Source organism: Rhodococcus sp. EPR-147 (assembly GCF_001647185.1).
Taxonomy (GTDB): domain Bacteria; phylum Actinomycetota; class Actinomycetes; order Mycobacteriales; family Mycobacteriaceae; genus Rhodococcoides.
Window position 1 is genome coordinate 1 of sequence record NZ_LVCU01000162.1, and the last position, 19,746, is coordinate 19,746.

The 19,746-nt window shown below is 66.1% G+C and carries 15 protein-coding genes and 1 pseudogene; 7 read left to right on the forward strand and 9 right to left on the reverse strand.

All coding sequences use genetic code 11. From position 1 onward, the window contains the following. From A2J02_RS28120 to A2J02_RS08190, 3 genes and pseudogenes are all read left to right on the forward strand, one after another. A pseudogene (locus A2J02_RS28120) lies at window positions 1–732 on the forward strand (hypothetical protein); the annotation flags it as partial. 46 nt (window positions 733–778) lie between these two features. Beyond that, window positions 779–1,084, forward strand: a complete 306-nt coding sequence (locus A2J02_RS08185; RefSeq protein WP_068049114.1) for a DUF6802 family protein — start codon at window positions 779–781, stop codon at window positions 1,082–1,084. Between the two features lie 309 nt (window positions 1,085–1,393). Further along, window positions 1,394–3,223: a phosphoenolpyruvate carboxykinase (GTP) gene (locus tag A2J02_RS08190; RefSeq protein ID WP_068049118.1), complete on the forward strand. Its 1,830-nt coding sequence runs from the start codon at window positions 1,394–1,396 to the stop codon at window positions 3,221–3,223. 67 nt (window positions 3,224–3,290) lie between these two features. On the opposite strand, the gene A2J02_RS08195 is transcribed toward A2J02_RS08190, so the two are convergent. Then, on the reverse strand, window positions 3,291–4,169 hold the full coding sequence (locus A2J02_RS08195; protein WP_068049121.1) for an ROK family protein: 879 nt from the start codon (window positions 4,167–4,169) through the stop codon (window positions 3,291–3,293). A gap of 9 nt (window positions 4,170–4,178) precedes the next feature. Then, window positions 4,179–4,949 carry a class I SAM-dependent methyltransferase gene (locus A2J02_RS08200; RefSeq protein ID WP_231893765.1) on the reverse strand — a complete coding sequence of 257 codons (771 nt, stop codon included), beginning with the start codon at window positions 4,947–4,949 and terminating at the stop codon, window positions 4,179–4,181. An 84-nt stretch (window positions 4,950–5,033) separates the two neighbouring features. Here A2J02_RS08200 and A2J02_RS08205 point away from each other — a divergent pair, with 84 nt between their 5' ends. Next, window positions 5,034–6,254 (forward strand): glycosyltransferase family 4 protein, encoded by a 1,221-nt coding sequence (locus A2J02_RS08205; protein ID WP_068049144.1) that lies wholly within the window; start codon window positions 5,034–5,036, stop codon window positions 6,252–6,254. Here A2J02_RS08205 and A2J02_RS08210 read toward each other — a convergent pair. Then, window positions 6,201–7,937, reverse strand: coding sequence for a hypothetical protein (locus tag A2J02_RS08210; RefSeq protein WP_442971463.1), 1,737 nt, complete (start codon window positions 7,935–7,937; stop codon window positions 6,201–6,203). The genes A2J02_RS08205 and A2J02_RS08210 overlap by 54 nt on opposite strands. A gap of 25 nt (window positions 7,938–7,962) precedes the next feature. Here A2J02_RS08210 and A2J02_RS08215 point away from each other — a divergent pair, with 25 nt between their 5' ends. After that, window positions 7,963–9,186 carry a polysaccharide biosynthesis protein gene (locus A2J02_RS08215; RefSeq protein WP_197477973.1) on the forward strand — a complete coding sequence of 408 codons (1,224 nt, stop codon included), beginning with the start codon at window positions 7,963–7,965 and terminating at the stop codon, window positions 9,184–9,186. A 26-nt stretch (window positions 9,187–9,212) separates the two neighbouring features. On the opposite strand, the gene A2J02_RS08220 is transcribed toward A2J02_RS08215, so the two are convergent. The 3 genes from A2J02_RS08220 to A2J02_RS08230 all read right to left on the reverse strand — a co-directional run bounded on the left by A2J02_RS08220 (window position 9,213) and on the right by A2J02_RS08230 (window position 12,767). Next, the gene (locus A2J02_RS08220) at window positions 9,213–10,706 is read right to left on the reverse strand and encodes a hypothetical protein (protein WP_068049130.1); all 1,494 of its coding nucleotides are present in this window, start codon (window positions 10,704–10,706) and stop codon (window positions 9,213–9,215) included. 92 nt (window positions 10,707–10,798) lie between these two features. After that, the gene (locus A2J02_RS08225) at window positions 10,799–11,512 is read right to left on the reverse strand and encodes a phosphotransferase enzyme family protein (RefSeq protein WP_082898702.1); all 714 of its coding nucleotides are present in this window, start codon (window positions 11,510–11,512) and stop codon (window positions 10,799–10,801) included. Window positions 11,513–11,630: 118 nt separating this feature from the next. Beyond that, window positions 11,631–12,767 carry a DUF3068 domain-containing protein gene (locus A2J02_RS08230; RefSeq protein WP_068049136.1) on the reverse strand — a complete coding sequence of 379 codons (1,137 nt, stop codon included), beginning with the start codon at window positions 12,765–12,767 and terminating at the stop codon, window positions 11,631–11,633. A 166-nt stretch (window positions 12,768–12,933) separates the two neighbouring features. Between A2J02_RS08230 and A2J02_RS08235 the strand changes: the two genes are divergently transcribed. After that, window positions 12,934–14,082, forward strand: a complete 1,149-nt coding sequence (locus A2J02_RS08235; protein ID WP_231911424.1) for an acyltransferase family protein — start codon at window positions 12,934–12,936, stop codon at window positions 14,080–14,082. Here the strand turns inward: A2J02_RS08235 and A2J02_RS08240 are convergent. From A2J02_RS08240 to A2J02_RS08245, 3 genes are all read right to left on the reverse strand, one after another. Beyond that, window positions 14,060–18,307: an alpha-(1->3)-arabinofuranosyltransferase gene (locus A2J02_RS08240; RefSeq protein WP_068049139.1), complete on the reverse strand. Its 4,248-nt coding sequence runs from the start codon at window positions 18,305–18,307 to the stop codon at window positions 14,060–14,062. The genes A2J02_RS08235 and A2J02_RS08240 overlap by 23 nt on opposite strands. A gap of 22 nt (window positions 18,308–18,329) precedes the next feature. Further along, window positions 18,330–18,500 carry a DUF2613 domain-containing protein gene (locus A2J02_RS27150; protein ID WP_082073827.1) on the reverse strand — a complete coding sequence of 57 codons (171 nt, stop codon included), beginning with the start codon at window positions 18,498–18,500 and terminating at the stop codon, window positions 18,330–18,332. Window positions 18,501–18,603: 103 nt separating this feature from the next. Next, window positions 18,604–19,071 (reverse strand): universal stress protein, encoded by a 468-nt coding sequence (locus A2J02_RS08245; RefSeq protein WP_068049141.1) that lies wholly within the window; start codon window positions 19,069–19,071, stop codon window positions 18,604–18,606. Window positions 19,072–19,226: 155 nt separating this feature from the next. Between A2J02_RS08245 and A2J02_RS08250 the strand changes: the two genes are divergently transcribed. Next, a partial coding sequence (locus A2J02_RS08250; protein ID WP_331712138.1) for a glycoside hydrolase family 3 N-terminal domain-containing protein occupies window positions 19,227–19,746 on the forward strand: 520 nt, incomplete at its 3' end.

Below are 19,746 nucleotides of genomic sequence, written 5' to 3' on the forward strand. Positions count from 1 at the left end.
ACCGCCGAGGTCAAGCGCACGATCGACGGAGCCGGGCGTGCCGAACTCACTCACCTTCCAGCGCACGTCGCCGAGTCTGCGCGCGGTGCTCGGAATCGAGCCGACGCGGCGCTCACGGCCCGATTGCGGGCGGTGGAGACCGAGCTCGGGCTCACGCCGCGGCAGGCGGAGTCGGTCGCGGACGCCCCGCTCGATATCGGGGAGCCGTCCCGGCGCCGGGGCGTCGAGGATGTCGTCATGATCGTGGTCGGCGCGTCGGCGGGGGTGGGACTCGGGCGGCTGGTGGTGTCGCCGATGGCGCTGGTGCCGGCCTGGGCGGTTGCCAACACCGTGATCACTCTCGTCCTCGGTGGTGCGCTCGCCTGGTGGATCACGCGCTCGAGGTCGTTGGTGGCCGACCGCGCCCACCTGCGCGGTTGGACGCAGGAAACGGTGGCTCGGGTGAAATCGTCGGTGGAGCAGCGGTTGCTCTCGCGGATTCTCGACGCCGAGTCGATGCTCGCGGCCGCTGTCGCGAGTGCGGACCGGGACGCAGTGGCCCGCATCGACGTCGCACTGGCCGAGGTGGACGCCGAGCTGCGTCGGCTCGCCGACCAACGATCGGCGCTGTTGTCTGCCTGCGATCGCGATCTGTCTGCGCTGGAGCGGGGCCTCGAGCGATTTCGTGGATCGGTCCCTCTTTCTTCCACGCACGGGGAACCGTTCGACGAGCCGGTGCGTCGGAGTCAGTAGGTGCAGTGTCGGTTCGTCAGGTTGGTTGGTCGAGTGAGGAGCGTCGATGATCGCGGTGGATGGCTTCGCAGCAGGGGATTTCCTCACCGAGGAGGTCGAGCCCCACGAGGTCGACGATCCGGGCGCGCCCACGGTCTCGACGGACCTGTTCGATCTCGACGGCGACAGCCACTACGAGACCACCGTGCGGCATACCGACGCCGGGATGACGGTGGCGACGGACGTCGACGGGGACGGTGTGACAGACAAGTTCACGGCCTTCGGACGTGACGGGCAATACCGAACCTGGGAGATTTTTCGAGAAGCGAACGGTATCGGACGGGGTGAAATGACCGAAGCGGGCGAGCTCTAGCGCGTGTGTACATGCCCGGCATCGCCGCTGGTGGGGGCCTTCTTGCACGGAACTTTCCCTATCTGAATCGGTCTTGTGACCAATCGGACAACACCCTGTTTCTGGATTCACGTCGCTCGGCGTTAACCTGATGAACAGGACATCCGGCGCTCGGTCCTCGGCTTGCTGTACGCGGTAACATGGTGTACTGCAGCTCGAACGGTCGAGCAGCGCCCCGCCGAGAGGGGAAAACCGAGATTCATTCGCGCGTAGTCGCCCACAGCGACCGTGCGGATTCTTCCCGGTTCCGGCTAACCCCAGGAGAGTTAGATGACCTCAGCGACCATTCCCGGTTTGAGCGGCACCGACAATGTGCCGACTCGACACAAAGAACTGCTTGCCTGGGTTGCTCAGGTAGCCGAACTGACAGAACCGGACTCCGTGGTGTTCGCTGACGGATCCGACGCCGAATGGGAGCGCCTGACCGGCAAGCTGGTCGAGGCCGGCACCTTCACTCGTCTCAACGAGGAGAAGAAGCCCAACTCGTTCCTCGGAAACTCCGATCCGTCGGACGTCGCTCGCGTGGAGTCACGCACCTACATCTGTTCCAAGGAAGAGATCGACGCCGGTCCCACCAACAACTGGATGGAACCGTCCGAGATGCGGACGCTGATGACCGATCTCTACCGCGGTTGCATGCGTGGACGCACCATGTACGTGGTGCCGTTCTGCATGGGCCCGCTCGACGCGGCCGACCCCAAGCTGGGCGTCGAGCTCACCGACTCCGAGTACGTGGTCGTGTCGATGCGCGTGATGACCCGCATGGGCCAGGCTGCGCTCGACAAGATCGGCGACGACGGCTTCTACGTCAAGGCGCTGCACTCGCTCGGCGCTCCGCTCGCCGAGGGCCAGGCCGATGTGCCGTGGCCGTGCAACGACACCAAATACATCACGCACTTCCCCGAGGATCGCGAGATCTGGAGCTACGGATCCGGCTACGGCGGCAACGCTCTGCTGGGCAAGAAGTGCTACTCACTGCGTATCGCATCGGCGATGGCCCACGACGAGGGCTGGCTCGCCGAGCACATGCTGATCCTCAAGCTGATCTCTCCCGAGGACAAGGCGTACTACATCGCCGCGGCGTTCCCGTCGGCGTGTGGCAAGACCAACCTCGCGATGATTCAGCCGACCATTCCGGGCTGGCGTGCCGAGACCATCGGTGACGACATCGCGTGGATGCGTTTCGGTGAGGACGGTCGTCTCTACGCCGTCAACCCCGAATACGGCTTCTTCGGCGTTGCGCCGGGCACCAACTGGGACTCGAACCCCAACGCGATGAAGACCATCGACCAGGGCAACTCGGTGTTCACCAACGTCGGCATGACCGACGACGGCGACGTGTGGTGGGAGGGCCTCGAAGGCAAGCCCGATCACCTCATCGACTGGAAGGGCAACGACTGGACGCCCGAGTCCGGAACCGATGCCGCGCACCCGAACTCGCGCTACTGCGTGCCGATGGCCCAGTGCCCGTCGATGGCTCCCGAGTGGGACGACCCGCAGGGCGTACCGATCTCGGCGATTCTGTTCGGTGGACGTCGCAAGACCACCGTTCCGCTGGTGACCGAGGCTCGCGACTGGCAGCACGGCGTGTTCATGGGAGCCACCGTCGGCTCCGAGCAGACCGCTGCTGCCGAGGGCACCGTCGGAACTGTCCGACGCGACCCGATGGCCATGTTGCCGTTCCTCGGCTACAACGTGGGCGACTACTTCCAGCACTGGATCGACCTGGGCAAGAACGCCGACGAGTCGAAGCTGCCGAAGGTGTTCTACGTCAACTGGTTCCGCCGCGGCGACGACAAGCGCTTCCTGTGGCCCGGATTCGGTGAGAACTCGCGTGTGCTCAAGTGGATCGTCGAGCGCATCGAGCACAAGGCCGCAGGCGTCGAGACACCGATCGGTGTGGTCCCCACCGCCGAGGCACTCGACATCGACGGACTCGATACCACCGTCGAGGACGTCGCCGAGGCACTCGCGGTGAACTCCGACGAGTGGAAGGCCGAAATCCCGCTGATCCAGGAGTGGTTCGACTTCGTCGGCGAGAAGCTGCCCACCGGAATTCAGGACGAATTCGACGCCCTCAAGCAGCGCCTGGGCGCGTAGTATTCACGACACAGAACGGGGCTCACCGAGGGGTGGGCCCCGTTCTGGCTGTGTGGGTATGCCCCGTTCAGACGGTGAGCGCGGCTGCCCCGGCCAGCGTTCCGAGTCCACCCAATGCAGCGGGTACCACCTGCAGACCGTCGAGGAATTTGAGACGGGCATGTAGCGCAATCGACTCCTGAATCGGATTCCACAGCGGCGGGCCGGCCTGGGCGAAGCCACCACCGATCACCACCATGCGTACGTCCACCAGGGCGACGGCCGACGCGATCGCCTGACCCAGTGCCACTCCGGCGCGCTGCAACGAGGTGATGGCGACCGGCTCCCCGGCGGCCGCATCGGCGGCCAGTTCGGTTCCAGTGCTGCCGGTCCACCCCAGCTCGCGCGCCCACCGCACCGCCGACGGCCCACTCGAGACGGTTTCCACGCATCCGATTCCGCCGCATGCGCAGGGCGTCGTGGAACCGGGAACGACGATGTGTCCGATGTGCCCGGCGTTGCCGCTGGCACCGGCGACGATCTTCCCGCCCAGTACCAACCCGCCGCCGATGCCGGTCGACACCACGAGACTCAGCACGTCCGGAACTCCTACGGCGGCACCGAAGCGGTGCTCACCGAGTGCCGCTGCGCTGCCGTCCATCGCGAGGCTGATGTCGGCCTCAGTGAAGAGTTCGGCGATGTGATCGCGCAGACCGAAGCCGTTCTTCCATTCGTCGATGTTGATCGGTGCGACCGACCCGGTCTCGAGATCCACCGGACCGGAGCAGGCGACGCCGATCCGGGTGACAGTGGCGGGTTCGGTCGTGTTCCGAAGCAGCTCGGCACAGGCGTCCCAGACATCGGACTCGGGAGTCGGCACAGTGACCGGATTCTTCGGCCGCCCGTCGTCGCCGACGAGTGCCGCCGTCATCTTGGTGCCGCCGATGTCGAGTGCGAGTGCCGTCATCGTTCCAGGCTAGGTGTTCGGTTTCAGAACGAGGACGAGGTTGCTGCCGAGGAATTCTCGTAGTACTGGAACTCGCATCATCCACCATGCCCAGCGGGGATGGTAGCGGGGGAATGCGGCCAGCAGCGTGGCGTTGGGAGTGCTTCGTGCCCAACGCAATCCGTCTGCGGCGCTGATGTCGAACAGGGATTCGCCGAATCGATTCTTCGGTTCGTGACCGGTGGTACGGGCGTAGCGGCGGGCCGCGTACTCGCCGCCGAGGTAATGCCAGGGCCGGGTCTCGTGGCCGCCGAACGGACCGAACCAGATGGTGTACGAGAGCACCGTCAACCCGCCGGGCCTGGTGACCCGCAGCATCTCCTCGGCCATGGTCCACGGCTCGCGGACGTGCTCGGCGACGTTCGACGAGAAGCAGATGTCGACACTGTTGTCACGGAACGGCAGCGCCATTCCGGAGCCGCGCACCGAACCGGGTATCTGCAGTCCCGCCGCGTGCATCTCGGACGCGTCGGGCTCGACGGGCAGGTAGCGCGCGCAGCTGGCCCCGAAGACCTCGGCGAAGTATCCGGGCCCGCCGCCTACGTCCAACACGGTCGCCGCGGACATGTCTGTGCCGGTCAGGCCCCGATACAGATCGCCGATCAGCTCCACGGAATCGCGGGCCAGTGCGCCGTAGAAGATGTCGGGAGCGCTCTGCTCATGTCCGAAGTCCTTCAGCAGACTCACCGAGCGACGCAGTGTCGCGCGAGAGGCGAACAAACGTGTCACGGCGGAAGTCACGAAGACGAACCCTAGCGGTTAGTGTGGCAACGGTAATCGACGGCGGTCGTGAAACGAACATGCGGAAATTGGGTGAAGCGGGCTGTGCGCGAGGTTCTGTTGCTGTGCTGGCGCGATACCGGGCACCCGCAGGGCGGCGGCAGCGAGCGATACCTCGAGCAGGTGGGCGCAGGTCTGGCTCGACGCGGCGTCCGCGTCACGCTGAGGACGGCGTCGTACCCCGGAGCTCCCGCCGAGGAGATCGTCGACGGCATTCGCATCAGTCGCGGTGGTGGACGCCTGTCGGTGTATCCCCGCGCACTGGCCGCCATCGCGGCCGGGCGGCTGGGTTTCGGCCCGCTCAAGGGCATCGCACCCGACGCGGTGATCGACACCCAGAACGGCATTCCCTTCTTCTCCCGTGCTGCGTTCGGCGTTCCGGTGACGCTGCTGGTGCACCACTGCCACCGGGAGCAATGGCCGGTCGCGGGGCCGATGATGGCCAAGCTCGGCTGGTGGCTCGAATCGACTGTGTCTCCGCGGGTACACCGCCGCAATCAGTACCTGACGGTGTCGTTGCCGTCCGCCGACGAGTTGGTCGCACTGGGCGTCGACCGCGAGCGCATCGCCGTGGTGCGCAACGGAGCCGACGAGATTCCCCGGTCGGTGCCCGAGGGTGACGAGAGCACCCGCACCGCGTACCCGTCGCTGACCGTGCTGTCCCGGTTGGTTCCGCACAAGCAGATCGAGGACGCGCTCGACGCCGTTGCTGCGCTGCGCGGCCGAATTCCGAACATCCACCTCGACGTCATCGGCGGCGGTTGGTGGGAGCAGAACCTCCGCGATTACGTGAGCGAACTGGGCATCGAGCAGTACGTCACCTTCCACGGGCACGTGGACGAGGACCGCAAGCACGCGCTGCTCGGTCGGTCCTGGGTGCACGTCATGCCCTCCCGCAAGGAGGGATGGGGGCTCGCGGTCGTCGAGGCAGCGCAGCACGGCGTGCCGACCGTCGGCTACCGAAGTTCCAAGGGCCTCACCGATTCCATCATCGACGGCGTCACCGGTGTGCTGGTGGGCGGCCTTTCGGATGGTGAAGAGGACCGGGACGTCTCCGGCCTGACCGCTGCCGTCTCGGAGCTGCTGCAGGACGCCGAAGCCCGAACTCGCCTGGGCGAGAAGGCGCGAGTGCGCGCGGGGGAGTTCTCCTGGGAGCAATGCGCCGACGGTGTGTACTCGGTGCTCGCCGCCACGACGCGTGGCACGTGGTCGTCAGGTCTGGTGGGTGCGCAGCACTCGGACTCGGCTCAGCAGTCCTACCGCTAGTCCGCCGAGAAGTAGCAGTGCCCATGCGAGGTGGGCAACGACGACGGCTGCCGCTGGCCTGCTTTCGGTGAGCACGGGATCGGGCACTCGATAGAGCGTGAGCTGGTCGTCGGAGTACGCGATGTCCAGTCGATTCAGTGTTTGCTCGGATTCGCCGAGTTCGCCGGGGGTGGTGTTCTCCACCAGTATCCAGCCGACACCCAGCTCTGCGACGACGTCCACGGGTTCGCCTGCGAGCAGCGCATTCTGGACCTCCGTCGCGCGCACCCCCTCACCGCGCACCGTGCCGCCCGCGACGATGAGCTCGCCGGTCTGCAACACATCCAGTGGCAGCATGCGCGGCGCGGGATCGAGAACGGGAGCACTGTCGCTGTAGGGCAAGAGGCGGAACATCCCGGCCGGTAGCACCGCGACATCACCGTCGCCGCCCTGCAATTCGGCTGCGACCGCCTGCCAGGACTCCGGGTACACCACGGGCCGCATCGAGTTCCCGACGCCCCAGCCCAGGTCGGGTAGTGCGATCAGCAGGGCCGCTATTGCCACGGCACTGCCGAATCGGGTGCGTTGGACCGCGCTCAGCGCGGCTGGCTGCACCCGATTCGGTCGACGACGGGGAGAAAACGCGGCCGCCGCCGCCAGAGCGTAGATCGGCATCGCCAGCGCGACCCACTTCTGTGAGTCCCTGAGCAGACCGGCACCGGGCACCGTCTCGCCCAGCGCGCGGGCCATCGCCAACCCTGGTCCCGTCGCTGCCAGCGCAGGCGCTGCGATGGCAAGCAACGCGACGGCAGCGAGTCCCAGGATCACCGGATTTCTTCGACGCCTGATCAGCGGGCGCACCCCGAACGCGACCACGGTCAGCAGCAGCGCCGTGCCCACGAACGCGAAAGCCCCTGTGCGAGAGGCGGGTACCGCATCGGAGTTCCAGATTCCGCCCAGACCGGCGAGGCTGCCGAGGGTACCCAGGCCCGGCTCGGCGCGCGCCGCGAACGCCGCCCAACCCGCCGGATCCGCCTGCTCGACGCCACTGCCGGACACGGCCGTCGCCACCAGCCACGGTGTCGACGCCACCGCCGCCATTCCGAGGGCGCCGACCACGCGCAGGCCGCGTCGGGCACCCCCGGGGAGGGCGAGGACCACCATGGCAATGGTTGCGGCGAGCAATGCGCCGGTGGGGGTGAGCCCGGCAGCGGCGAGACAGACTGCGAGTGCCCACCAGGAACGGCCCTCTCTGACCGCGAGTGCAGCGACCAACGTCCACGGCAGAGCGGCGTATCCGACGAGCAGGCTCCAGTGTCCCTGCAGCAGTCGCTCGGCGACGTACGGGTTCCACACGGCCACCGTCGACGCCACGAGCAGCGCGGGCAGTGGGGCTGTCGGCAGCACCGTTCGTGCCATGACCGCCGCACCCCACCCGGTCAGCCACAGCGCGAGCAGCAGAATGGTCTTGACCACGAGTCCGCCGTCGAACACCGTCGACAGCGCGGCGATCGCGGCGTCCTGCGGGACGGCCCGCGCAGCCGTGTCGGCGATTCCCCAGGCGGAGTCGGTGAAGTAGGAACGGGGAGTGCTGACGGCGTCGCGCAGCAGGAGATAGCCGGGGCCGAGCAGCGGGCCGACAATCACCACGGCGAGCAGCAGGCTGTAGAGCGGCGGTGTCCACCTCGACCTCGACCACGCCATGATCGGCACCCTATACCGTGGGCTCATGTCTTTCCGCGCCTCGTCCGAGGCAGACCACACGGCGGGTGCGTCGGTCGCCGGGATGGGGATGGTGACGGCCGGTTCGATGTTCGCGAACGTCGCGGCGTACCTTCTGCAGGTGCTCGCGAGCCGGATGCTCGGCGTCGAGGGCTACGGAGAATTCGCGAGTCTGCTTGCTGCGCAACTGGTTCTCGCAGTTCCGGCGTTGGCGTTGCAGTCCGTCGTTGCGCGTGAAGTGGTGCGCGGACGCAGTTCTCGCGAATTGCGAACGGTGGGGTATCGGTGTGCGGCGGTGGTGGGGGTGCTCGCTCTGGCACTGGCGCCCGCACTGTCCGCGGCCATGGACGTCTCGATGACGGCGACCGTGTCGGCGGTCATCGCTGCGCCGGTGTTGGTGCTGCTGGCTGCCGAGCAGGGGTTGCTGCAGGGGCGCGGACGATTCGGAGCCCTGAGCATCGTGCTGGCCGCAGCAGGATTCGGCAAGGTGGCACCGGCGGTGCTGGTGTTGTTGCTCGGCGGTGGTCCCGGTTCGGTTCTGTTGGCCACAGCCGCGGGTATCGGCGTGGTGGCATTCGGTGCGCGATGGACGGCCGGCGTACCGGTGAACTCGGTGTCGGAAACCAAGGTCACCGTTCTGGCCGTGCTGCAGGCGTCACAGGTGCAGTTGGTGTTGATCGCGATGTCCGCGTTGGATCTGGTGCTGGCGCGCACGCTGCTCAGCTCCAACGAAGCCGGGCTGTACGCCGTCGGGGCAGTTGCGTCGAAGGCGGCGTTCTGGTTACCGCAGGCCGTCGGCGTGGTGCTGTATCCGCGGATGGCGAACCCGCTGCATTCTGCGTCCGCGGTGCGATCGGCACTGGCCGTCGTCGCGGGGCTCGGTACCGTTCTGGTGATCGGTGGTGCGCTGGCGTCTCCGCTGTTGCCGTTGGTGGTGGGCGATACGTATTCCGGTGTGCAGGAATATGTCTGGCTGTTCGTGCTGCAGGGTGCGTGCCTGGCCGTGCTGCAGAGCGCGTTGCTGTGGGCCATCGCGGGCGAACGCACCCACCTCGCTCTCGTCGCCTGGTTCGCCCTCGCCGTCGAGGTGTTGCTGTTGCTGTTCGTGGCGTCGACACTCGCGCAGTTCGTCGTCGTCGCGGCCGTCACCGCCGCGGTGACAATGGTGGTGGTGTGTGGGTTGGCGCTGTGGGGAGGAGGCGTCGGTCGGCAGAGGCTCGGATCCCGCTGATGGAATCGGCTCTCACGGCGGAGCTGTCATGGCATTGTCGTGACATCGAGGTACATGCCGTGGCCAGTTGTCGGATTCGGCACATACCCGAACTCCGCGAAGCTCTCGTCTGTGAAGGGCAGCTCGATTGCTCTCGCGCCGGCGTTGGCGAGAGTGTGTGTGATCGAGTGCAGGAGCTGCGTCGCCACCGACCCACGGGTGCCGGGCACCACTTCGAGAACATCGATACACGCGGTGGTGTCGTCGACCCACCTCGCGGCGGCGTGTCCTACGAACGGCCGCACCTCGCGGTTGTCGAGGTACGCCTGCAGCCAGCACGCGAGTACACCGGACTTCAGTGCTTCTCGGGCGGTGCCGATGTTCAAGCCGGTTTCGGCGAGCCAAGAGCCTGACGTGTCGTGGCGAGGCACCGCTGCCACCCGATGTTGGCGACTTCCGCTCATCTCGGTGATCGGCCACGAGATGTGAATAGCACCGTCGGCTTCTCGGGTGCGTTGTCCCCATACCAACAAACCTGTTCGCAGATCCTCCTGCCAACTCGAAAGACAGACGGCCACAATGGAATCAGGCGTATTCAGCGGCGGGCCGGAAAAGTCGTCCTCCGACTGGGGAAGCCGCAACGTTATCGCGAATGTATTCGGGTTCTTCGCCCAACGAAAATAGACGCGGGCCTGGTCCTGCTCGACGTGGACGCGGATGGGGCGAAACTTGGTGTCGACTCGTCCGCGAACCCGCACCCTCCGAATCAGATTCTGCGCGGTCGTGGACGCTGGCGTCGGGAGACTTCCTGTGTCATCACCGGTGATGTGCAGACGCCATGCGCCATCGGCCTCGGTATTCGGGTCGCGGATGTCGGCGGTCTCGAAAAATGGACCCACGGCGCTGAGGTGCGCTGCCACAGCAGGTGATGTCGGGATGATCTTGCGGGCCGAATCGATCCCGTCCCACACCCGCTGGAAAGCGAAATTGTCCGGCGCAAGTGTCGGCTGACCGTCGGTATCGAGCAGCAGCACGTACACACGCTGTGCGAACCTCATCAGCGTCGCCGGGTTCTTCGGTGGGTTGGGGGTACGCACCAATTCGTATGCATAATCGGCCCACCGCTCGCCGAGGAGTGCACGCGTCCAGGCCTCGGATTCTGGATCGGTCACCGAGTCCACCAGATTGGACCGTGCAGCTGTGCGGTCCTGGTACTCATCGGAGAACCCTTGGACGTGGATACGTAGAAGCAGCGGATTCCCCTCTGCCGGAAACGATCCCAGATCGCCGGCGTCCTGGTAGCTATGCCGCATGTGTATTCGCAGACCTGGAACGGTAAGCGAGGGCCCTTCCACCGGGTGGTCGTCGATCGGCCAGCGGGGGTCGCGATGAGACAACGTGCGATCGGCGGCAATGTGCCGCAACAAGTCTCGATAGACCGCTATTGCGTCTGTGTACAACGAGGCGATGTGGCCAGACATGGCGACGATATCGGGCACACCGTGCGATGGTGCGCCGTCGTAGTCAGTGGGCCGAGACATTCTTTCTGCGTATTGTCAGCATTCCGACACCGTAGACCATCGTCGCTGTGTGCGATACCGAGAGGTGCAATACCGTGCGGACCAGATGATGGTCAAGGTGAGGCTGAACCAGTGAAGTCCGGCACCAATGACCTGGCGTAATCGGGTTCGGGTATCCAGCACGTAGCGATCTCCCACGCCACGTTCGCTCTGAGGTCGGCGGGACCGACCGGAAGGTCGTAGTGGGGTTGGTCCACCCGCGCTTCGTCCCAATCGAGCAACACACACCGGCCTTGTTTGTCGATGATCGCATTGCGCGCATGTGCGTCGCCGTGAACCACACATGTGGGGGACGGCGTTCGTGCCCCTCGCCAGGCATCGACTATCTGGTTGGCCAATTCGGTTGGCATAGCGGTCAAGTCGATATCGCCACCGACGAGGAGTTCGGGAAGATCGATCGAACTCGCCGACCCGGGGCGCTGCGGCCAGCCCTCGGTCACGGCGTGGACCGCGGCCAAGGCGTCCGCGATGCGGGGGTCTTTCGGTTCGGGGTGTGAACCTTCCACGTATTCGTAGACGTGCCAGCCGTCGACGTCCAGGTCGCCCGCCGACGACGGTATGAACACAGGTAGGTGGATGCCACATTCCTGGAGGTGGCGGAGAAGGTGCCACTCCCAGGACCGAGAATTCGGATTGCGACGTGAGTGTCGGATGACGACTCGGACGCCGTCGAGCTGTCCGGACCGGATGTCGTTTCGCGCACCACTGGACAATGGACCGTCGACTGCGAGACCCGGCCAACATGACCGCACCGATTCGGGGAGCATCACTGGTTTGGGTCCCGTCTCCAGATAAACCAGTGGCGTGGTTGCGTGCCCCCACGGGCACTCAACCACGCCACTGTCATCTGGGTCGTTCCGCAGGCTCCACTCCTGCGTAGCGCACCTACTCCTTGTTGAGGTTCGTCCTCGGAATCTCTTCCGTGCGATCCGTCGTCCAATCACGGTTGCTCGACGGAGCGGGAGCGGTTCCGCCACCGGGGGTCGGTCGCGGAGTGTTGTCCGCTCGGGCCGGCTGACGATGTCCGCCGTTTCCGCCGCCGCGCAGGAGCAGGACCACTCCGGCGATCAGCGAGATGACACCGAGAATTCCGGCGATGATCGGGACGGTGCGGCCGAAGAGCGAGAGTTGATCCTGGCCGTCCTTGGCCTGCTGGATCTGGTATTCGACGGTGTTCTCGTCGAACGTGATCGGTGCGTTGAGGACGTCGACCTCGGCGTTGCCCGCTTCACGTCCGTAGTACTGGTGAATCTGCTCTTCGCCCTTGACGACGACGCCGGTCTCGGGCTCGACCCACAGGGTGCGGGTGTTCTCGTACCAGCGGGTCATCGTCACCGGCGCGGCTCCACCCTCGACACCCCAGGTGTCGGCGGGCAGGGTGACCTTGTTGGTCGGCAGGTTCACCACGGTCGACAGGTCGACCGGGCCGACGGTCTGCTGGTACTGGTACACCGGCGTGCCGTTGATCTCGGTTGCCTCGACGAAATCGATGTCCTTGGTCGCACGCGCGTTGACGTCGAAGTACGGGTAGCTCTTCTGCTCCGAGTTGAACGGGAACTTGTACTGCAGACCGGTGTGGGCCACCTCTTCGGCGGGCGCGTTGCCGGCCACCTGGATGGTGCCGATCGGGTTCTCCACGGGCATGGACGTCTTGCGGTCGATGGTGACGCGGTCGACGCTTGCGGTCAGCAGTCCGGTGTCGGCCTGCTTGTCGCTGCGACGCAGAGTCTGGCCCGCTTGCAGCGTCATGATGTCGGCGTCGGCGGGATCCTCGACGGTGACGAATCGCTGCGAGACGAGGGGAACGTTCTGGTCGACGACTGCGCGGCCGGCGGCGAGGGAAGTCGCATCGAGCACGCTGCCCTCACCGGTGGAGACGGTGGTGACCTCGAGATCCAGCGGCGTCTTCTCGAGTGCCGAAATGGTGTACGTGGGAATGAGGAGGGCGGCGCCCACCAGAAACGCGCCCAAGCCGATGAGTACGAGGGCAAGTATCCGGCTCGGCCCTGAGCGCTCCGCCATGCTGAATCTCCTTAGTTGACCGCTTCATGGAAGACACCGCGGGCGGGAAAGACGTTCACCCCGACCCGATGCCCGATTTATTACGACACGTCGCAGGTGACAGTAACAGTCGACAGTGGCACCGGTCTCGTCTGCGCCGGTTCGACACGGCACACTTGAGACCACCATGAGCACACAGACCCGTTCGGCAAGCGTTGTCCCGCTTCGTGGGTTCGTACCGTCACTCGAGGGAATGCGTGCCGTCGCGTGTATCGGCATCGTTGTCACCCACGTGGCCTTTCAGACCGGTGGCGCGACCTCGCCGATCATGGGTCATGTGTGGGGCAGATTCGACCTGACGGTGGCGATCTTCTTCTCGCTGTCCGGATTCCTGCTGTGGCGTCCGCACGCGGCGGCAGCTCGCGGTCACGGGACTGCCCAGCCGATCGGCCGCTATTTCCGTTCGCGGTTCGCGAGGATTCTGCCCGGTTACTGGGTCGGCGTGGTGCTGATCCTGCTGTTTCTACCCGATGCAGGCGGTAATTACCGCGTGTGGCTGGCGAACCTGTCGTTCACTCAGGTGTTCGTGCCGCTGACCCTGACCCAGGGCTTGACGCAGATGTGGTCGCTGTCGGTCGAGATCGCTTTCTATCTTCTGCTGCCGGTGTTCGCCTGGTCGATGGTGCGCCTGCGCGGTGCGGCCGCCGCCCGCCGTATACCGGTCATTCTGGGTGCTGCGGTGCTGACACTGTCGTGGGCATTCGTTCCGGTGTCGACTCCCGACGGCATTCACCATGACAACTGGCTCCCCGGCTATTTCCCGTGGTTCGCGGCGGGGATGCTGCTCGCCGAGATCTCGGGGGGGCCGACGACCTGGGTGCATCGGTTGGCTCGTCGCCGACGTGTCATGGCGTCCATCGCGGTTGCCGCGTTCGCTCTATCGGCAACTCCTCTGGCGGGTCCGCAGGGCTTGGTGCGTCCGGCGGCCTGGCAGTTCGAGATCAAGATCCTGCTCGGCGCGATACTGGCCTTCGCGATGCTCGCCCCGCTGATTCTCGCCGAGGACGGGAGCCGGCATCGCTTCCTCGAGCATCCGGTGATGCTGACGCTGGGCCGCTGGTCGTACGGATTGTTCATCTGGCATCTGGCTGTACTTGCCGTCGTGTTCCCGGTGTTCGGCATCATCCCGTTCTCGGGCGGGATGTGGTTCGTGTTGCCGGTGACGCTCGCACTGTCGATTCCGGTGGCAGCGGCGAGCTACGCGCTGGTGGAGGATCCTGCTCGACGACGCTTCGGCCCCCGCAAGAAGGCGGTCAGGGCTTCCGTATCGCCGTGATCGCCAACGCGACGATTCCAATGAGGGACGCCAGCTGCACCCAGTAGGAACCGCCGACGTAGCCGTCGGGAGATCGCCATGGTCCGAGCGAGAGCAGCGCTGGTGCCAGCAGCGTGAGTCCGCCTGCAGTGCAGGCCAATACACGTGAGGACGCCGTGCGACCGTGACGGCGGTCCAGGAGCATGGCACCGATGCCGATCACGGCCACGGCCACCACACCGGCGATTCCGGCCAACACGATCGTTGCTCCCAGCAGCGCCACGACTGCGACCGGAACGCTCTGCCACGGCCGCGGCGACGGACCGACATCACGCACTCCTCGCGGCCGACGCAGCGCTACGAACAGCAACGGGATCAGCAGGAGAAGCCCACCGAAGATGCCGAGCCGGTACCAGCGGTCGGTGGTGAAATCCAACGAGATCGTCCCCGACGCCCCCGCCGGAACGATCCAGGCCTGCTGCCACCCGTCGACCACTACCGGGGACAGCTCGAGGCCGCCGGGAGCTGTTGCGCGCCAACCACTGTTGTTGCTCTCCGGGATGACCAGCAGACGGTCCTCCGTCGCGGAGGTGAGCGTCACCTCGCGGTGATCGGCGCTCCAGGCGGAGGTCCGCGCGGCCTGCGGTGCCGAGCTTGTCGGCCAATCGGCGGGAATGGGCATGGTGCGCAACCGAATACCGTCGACGAAGAACGATGCTCCCGGCTGCACCACCACGTCCTGGCGTCCCTCGGGCAGTGATACCGGGTTGACGAAATTCTCGTTCAGCGGGGTGTCGGCGTCGCACACCGACGCCTTCAGCGGCTCGCCGGAGCGGAACTGGTCCGCGGTGGCCGTCACCGACGTACGCACCGTCTGCCCGGCGATGGAGACGATGGGGCCGTCGAAGCAGTCGACGGTGATCCGGCGATCGCCGTCGTACGGTGCGCCGATCGGTTCACCACCGGACAGTGGTGTCACTTCGGCGAAGCCGGGAGGCTGTGACTGGATGAAGCCCAACGAGTTTCGGTCCAGGACGCCGTCCCAGTCCACGATCGACAACACGATCCTGTCGGTCACGAACGGTGCCAGTTCGAGAGTCGTCGAGCCGTCGGTGTCGACGTCGCGCACCATCGGGCCGTTGCCGAGGTTGACGGCGACCCGGGTGGGGTGTGCCGGAAGTTCGCCGAGGCTGGGGGTGAGTTCGAGCCCGTCCACCAGTGTGGGAGTAGGCAATTCGATGGTCAAGGTGGGGTTGGTGCCGGCTCGATCGGTGATCGACTTCTCCGGCGCGGTCCAGGACGTGCGCGGATCACCGTCGGTCGCGGCGAATGCCGAACCGTGCAGATCGGCGACGTCCGACGCGCCGCTGGCCAACGGCCGCCCGGGCTGCGCCAGCAGCGCTTCGAGTTCGGGGGACTGACGCGTGCGCACCGTCAGGTCCGGAATGACCGCGGTGCCCATCGGTACGTCGATCGTGCGCGAGAAGCGGCCCAATTCCTCGGGCGACTTGGACAGCCCACTGCTGCAACGGATTCGATCCTCGGTGTCGAGGCATCCGGAACGGCCGGGGAATTCCTGGCCCAGTTCCCAGGCGTCGACGCTCGCCCCGTCGGGAGTCGCGGGCAGCACCGCGCGGTGCACGATCGGTACCTGCGTCGGGTTGTCTCGGTCGGAGTAGTCGTCCACCGACACCTCGCTGATGCCGAACTGGCTGCCCCGGGTTCCGTCGACCGTCGACTTCGCGGTGATGCGCAGCCACGGGGTTTCTCCGCCCGGCAGTGACACCGTCATCGGCTCACCCGGCTCGTCGACGCGCGCCGCGGTCGAGCCGTTCGGGGTGGTGATCTCCACCCACTTCACCGGGTCGCCGATCGTCCCAGGGCTGGTACGCATGCGCAGCAGCCCGCCGCGCACCGGAGTATCGAAGTCCAGTTGAAGCCATTGCCCCACAGCGCGTTCGATACCGTTGCTGATCCAGCTGGTAGCCAGATCTCCGTCCACCGCGGCGGCGACACCGCTACCCGGGGCGCTGCCGCCGATCTGCGTTGCGTCCGACGCCGAGCTCGACGCCGTCAGGGTCGCGCCCTCCCACTCGGCGTCCACGGTCTCGGCCCCGTACACCGGGTAATCGGAGACCTCGTTGAGCGAACGGCGCGGCTCGTCGGCGGCCCGCAGTGCAGAACTGTGATTGTCGACCTGACCGAAGTCCGTCTCGCGATTCATCGGGGTGTCGGTCACCGTCACCGAGTTCACGGCGATCCCCGCCGCCGCTGCATCCGAGGCCAGCAGAGTGGGACCCGACGGCACAGGATTGCGAATCCCGTTGTTCCGCAGTTCGTTCGAGCGCAGGATGGACTCCGGACCACCCTGGACCACCGGGACACGATCGAGATCGACGGTGTAGGGACCGGACGCGGGAATGCCTGCCGAATCACCGACCGCGTAGATCTCCACAGCCGGATACGGCGGTCGAAGATCACCGTCGAGTACGACGCCGTCGACCTGACCCGGAGCCACGTCCTCACCGAACTCGGCCACCTTCTCGAGTCCCGGCGAACCGTCGAGCACCTGGTGCACCGATGCGGGACGGGTGGATCGGGAGTCCTCGGGATCGAGGTCGTTGCGCACGACGACGTAGCTGATGCCCTGTCCCAGAAGGGTATCGGCCAACCCGGCCGACGGCCGACCGTCGGCGAACAGTCGTTGCACGGAGTCCAGCGCGCGGATGGCACCGGGCGGGGTGAGCGGTACCGCGTCGCGGACGGTCCAGGGCGTGGTGGCCAACGCCTGCAGTGGTTCGTCTCGGGTCAATCCCCAGGTCTGCAAGGCGAACGGTGCGCCGGGCACAATCAAGGCTCGCTGCGCGTCGGAACCGTCCGGGCTCGATCCCGAGGCATTCTCGGTGAGCCAGTCCGCGGCGTCGTGCCAGTACTGCGGAACGGCCTCGTACGCTCCTCGGGGCGCGAGCTTGCCCGTCCATGCCAACGAGGTGGACAGCGTCAAGGCCACGAGGATCAGCGCGGTCACTGCCATCATCGGATGCTTCTCGGGATGCGCGACGGCCGATCGCCACTGCGTCCGCGGCGCGGAACCCGGCAGCGGAACTCGGGCCAACAGGTGAGCCAGGCCCAGCACCAACGGTATTCGAATGACCGGCTCGAGTTTGTGGATGTTGCGTAGCGGTGCGCCTGCCGAATCGAGGAACACCCGGACGGCACCCGCGAACGGACCGTCCAGCTCGCCGACGAACCCGGCACCGAGGCCGACCAGACCGACGAACAACATGATCGTCAATCGCCCGCGCGCGGGCATCGAGCGCATCGCCAGGCCCGCGATTCCAGCAGCCGCGATCAGACCCGTCGCGATGACGGCCGCCGGCTGAGTCACCAGAACCGCACCGGCCACTCGCTCGGGAGAGACGAACGGCGTCCAACTGCCGGTGCCGCGCAGTACCTCCGTCAGTGACGTCCACTGCGTGGTGGTGCCGGACGATTCGATGTAGTCGAGAAACGGTGGAGAGACCTTGCCCAGCAACAGCAGTGGAACGATCCACCACAGCGTCGCGAGCACGAGAAAGCCCGACCACCACGCGCCGAAGACGACCCAACGTTTGTTCGGCCGATGCGACAACAGCCAGATGACGGCCACCAGAACGGCGGCGGCGGTGGCGACGGCATTGACTGCGCCCATCAACGCGACCGCGAGCGCCGACTGCGCGGCCGTGCGTCTCACCGTGTACTTCCCGGAGTCGGAGCCGAGATACCGCACCATCGGGATCAGCACCCATGGTGCCAGCATCATCGGCATCGTCTCCGAGGAGATCGACGCGAGGGTGGTGATCACTCGCGGAGAGAGAACGAAGGCCGTCGCCGCGATCAGACGGGAACTGCGGCTGCCGATACCGAGGGCTTCGGCGAGTCGGACGATTCCCCAGAAGCCGGCGATGAGCAGCAGCGCCCACCAGATGCGCTGAGTGATCCACGGCGGGATCGACAGCAGGTCGCCGCCGGCGAAGAACGCCCCGTGCGGAAAGAAATAGCCGTAGGCCTGGTTCTGCACCTGGCCGAGCGGAGCCGCGCTGTTCCACTGATGGGAGGCGCGTTCGAGAAATCCGAGAGGGTTCTGAGCCAGGTCGAACTTGGTGTCGGCGACGGTGAAGCCGGGGACCTGAAGAAATGTGAGGAGGAACGCCGGAATCGAGACGCCGAAAAGCCATTTACGGCCGAGCGGCTCGGCCGAGATCATCGATTCACGAGAGCGACCAGCGTCAGCGGCTGCCGTACTCAACCTGGTTCAGCAAGGACGAGTCGGCGTTTCCGGAGCGATCGATATCCGGACGAGAGTTGTCGGCTGCGGCTGCGGTGACTCCGAAGACGACGCCCGCACCCAGTACGGCTCCGACGACGGCGGCAATGACACCCGGGACAGCAAACTTCATCTCGGTTCTCCAGTCAGTCGGCTCAGGAAGGAAGCGGGCGAGGTGGACCCTCGCGCGGGCATCACGGTATCACCCGTACCTGCAGAACAGGCCGGTGGACGCGTTACTTGCCGGGGGGAACGATCAGGACGGGTCGATGGCTGTGTCGCAGAACGTGCTCGGCCACCGAACTCTGGAGCAGCGCACGAAGACCGGTGGTGCCTCTCGTGCCGGTGACGATGATAGCGACGTTCATCTCGTCGGCCTTCTCCACGATCGCGCTCCAGATGGCGGTGGTGCATTCGGTGCACTGGCCCTCCACCTTCAGGCCCGCGGCCTCGGCCAGCGCGACGCCTTCGCTGTTGGTCACCTTCGCGTCGGTGAGCGCAACGTCCTCGGCCTCGTCGTCGGGCACCCATTCGGGCTGCATGACGCCGGAGAGGCCGGACATTCGCGCGGCCTGACGCACCATCGGCTCCCACGCGGTGACGACGATCGCACGTGAGGTGGTGAGAAAGCGTCCGGCATAGTCGATGGCGCGTTTGGCATTGTCGGAGCCGTCGTAGGCAATGAGTATGAGGTCTGCGGGCATGGTTCGAGGTCCTCCTCATGTCGCGTTCGTCCAGATTACCCCCATCCCCTTCGGGATCAATGTGGGTTTCAGTCGGTCGGAGTGCAACAAAGCCACATTGATCCGGACCCGGGGCGCGCAAGGAACACCCCCCGTCTCGGCTACCGTCGTATTCCATGCGACTTCGGTTTTCGGTTCGGTCCGCTGCGGTGATGACGGTCGGTGTCGGCTTGTTGGTCTCGTGCTCGAGTGAGTCCACGCAGGGCGCGTCGACGCAGACGGCACCACCTGCCTCGACGACGACCGCGGCCGAGACGACGGTCCCGCAACCGCTCCCACCCGTCGACGAGTGCGTGACGTTCGTCGACGGCCTCACCGAGCGTCAGCGACTGGCGCAGTTGCTCACCGTCGGAGTCACCGGAACTGCGGACGCGGTGCAGATCATGTCGACCGAGCAGGTCGGTGGCCTGTTCGTCGGGAGTTGGACCGACGAGTCGATGCTCGGAAATCGGGAAGTACCGCAGGTGCTCGACGCCTCCGCGGTGGCTCCGATGATCACCATCGACGAGGAGGGTGGACGGGTCTCGCGAGTCGCGGATCTGTTGGGAGAGGCACCGTCGGCGCGAGTGTTGGCTCAGACGGTGTCGGTGGACGAGGCCTATCAGGCGGCGTTGACGCGCGGCCAGGGGTTGAAGG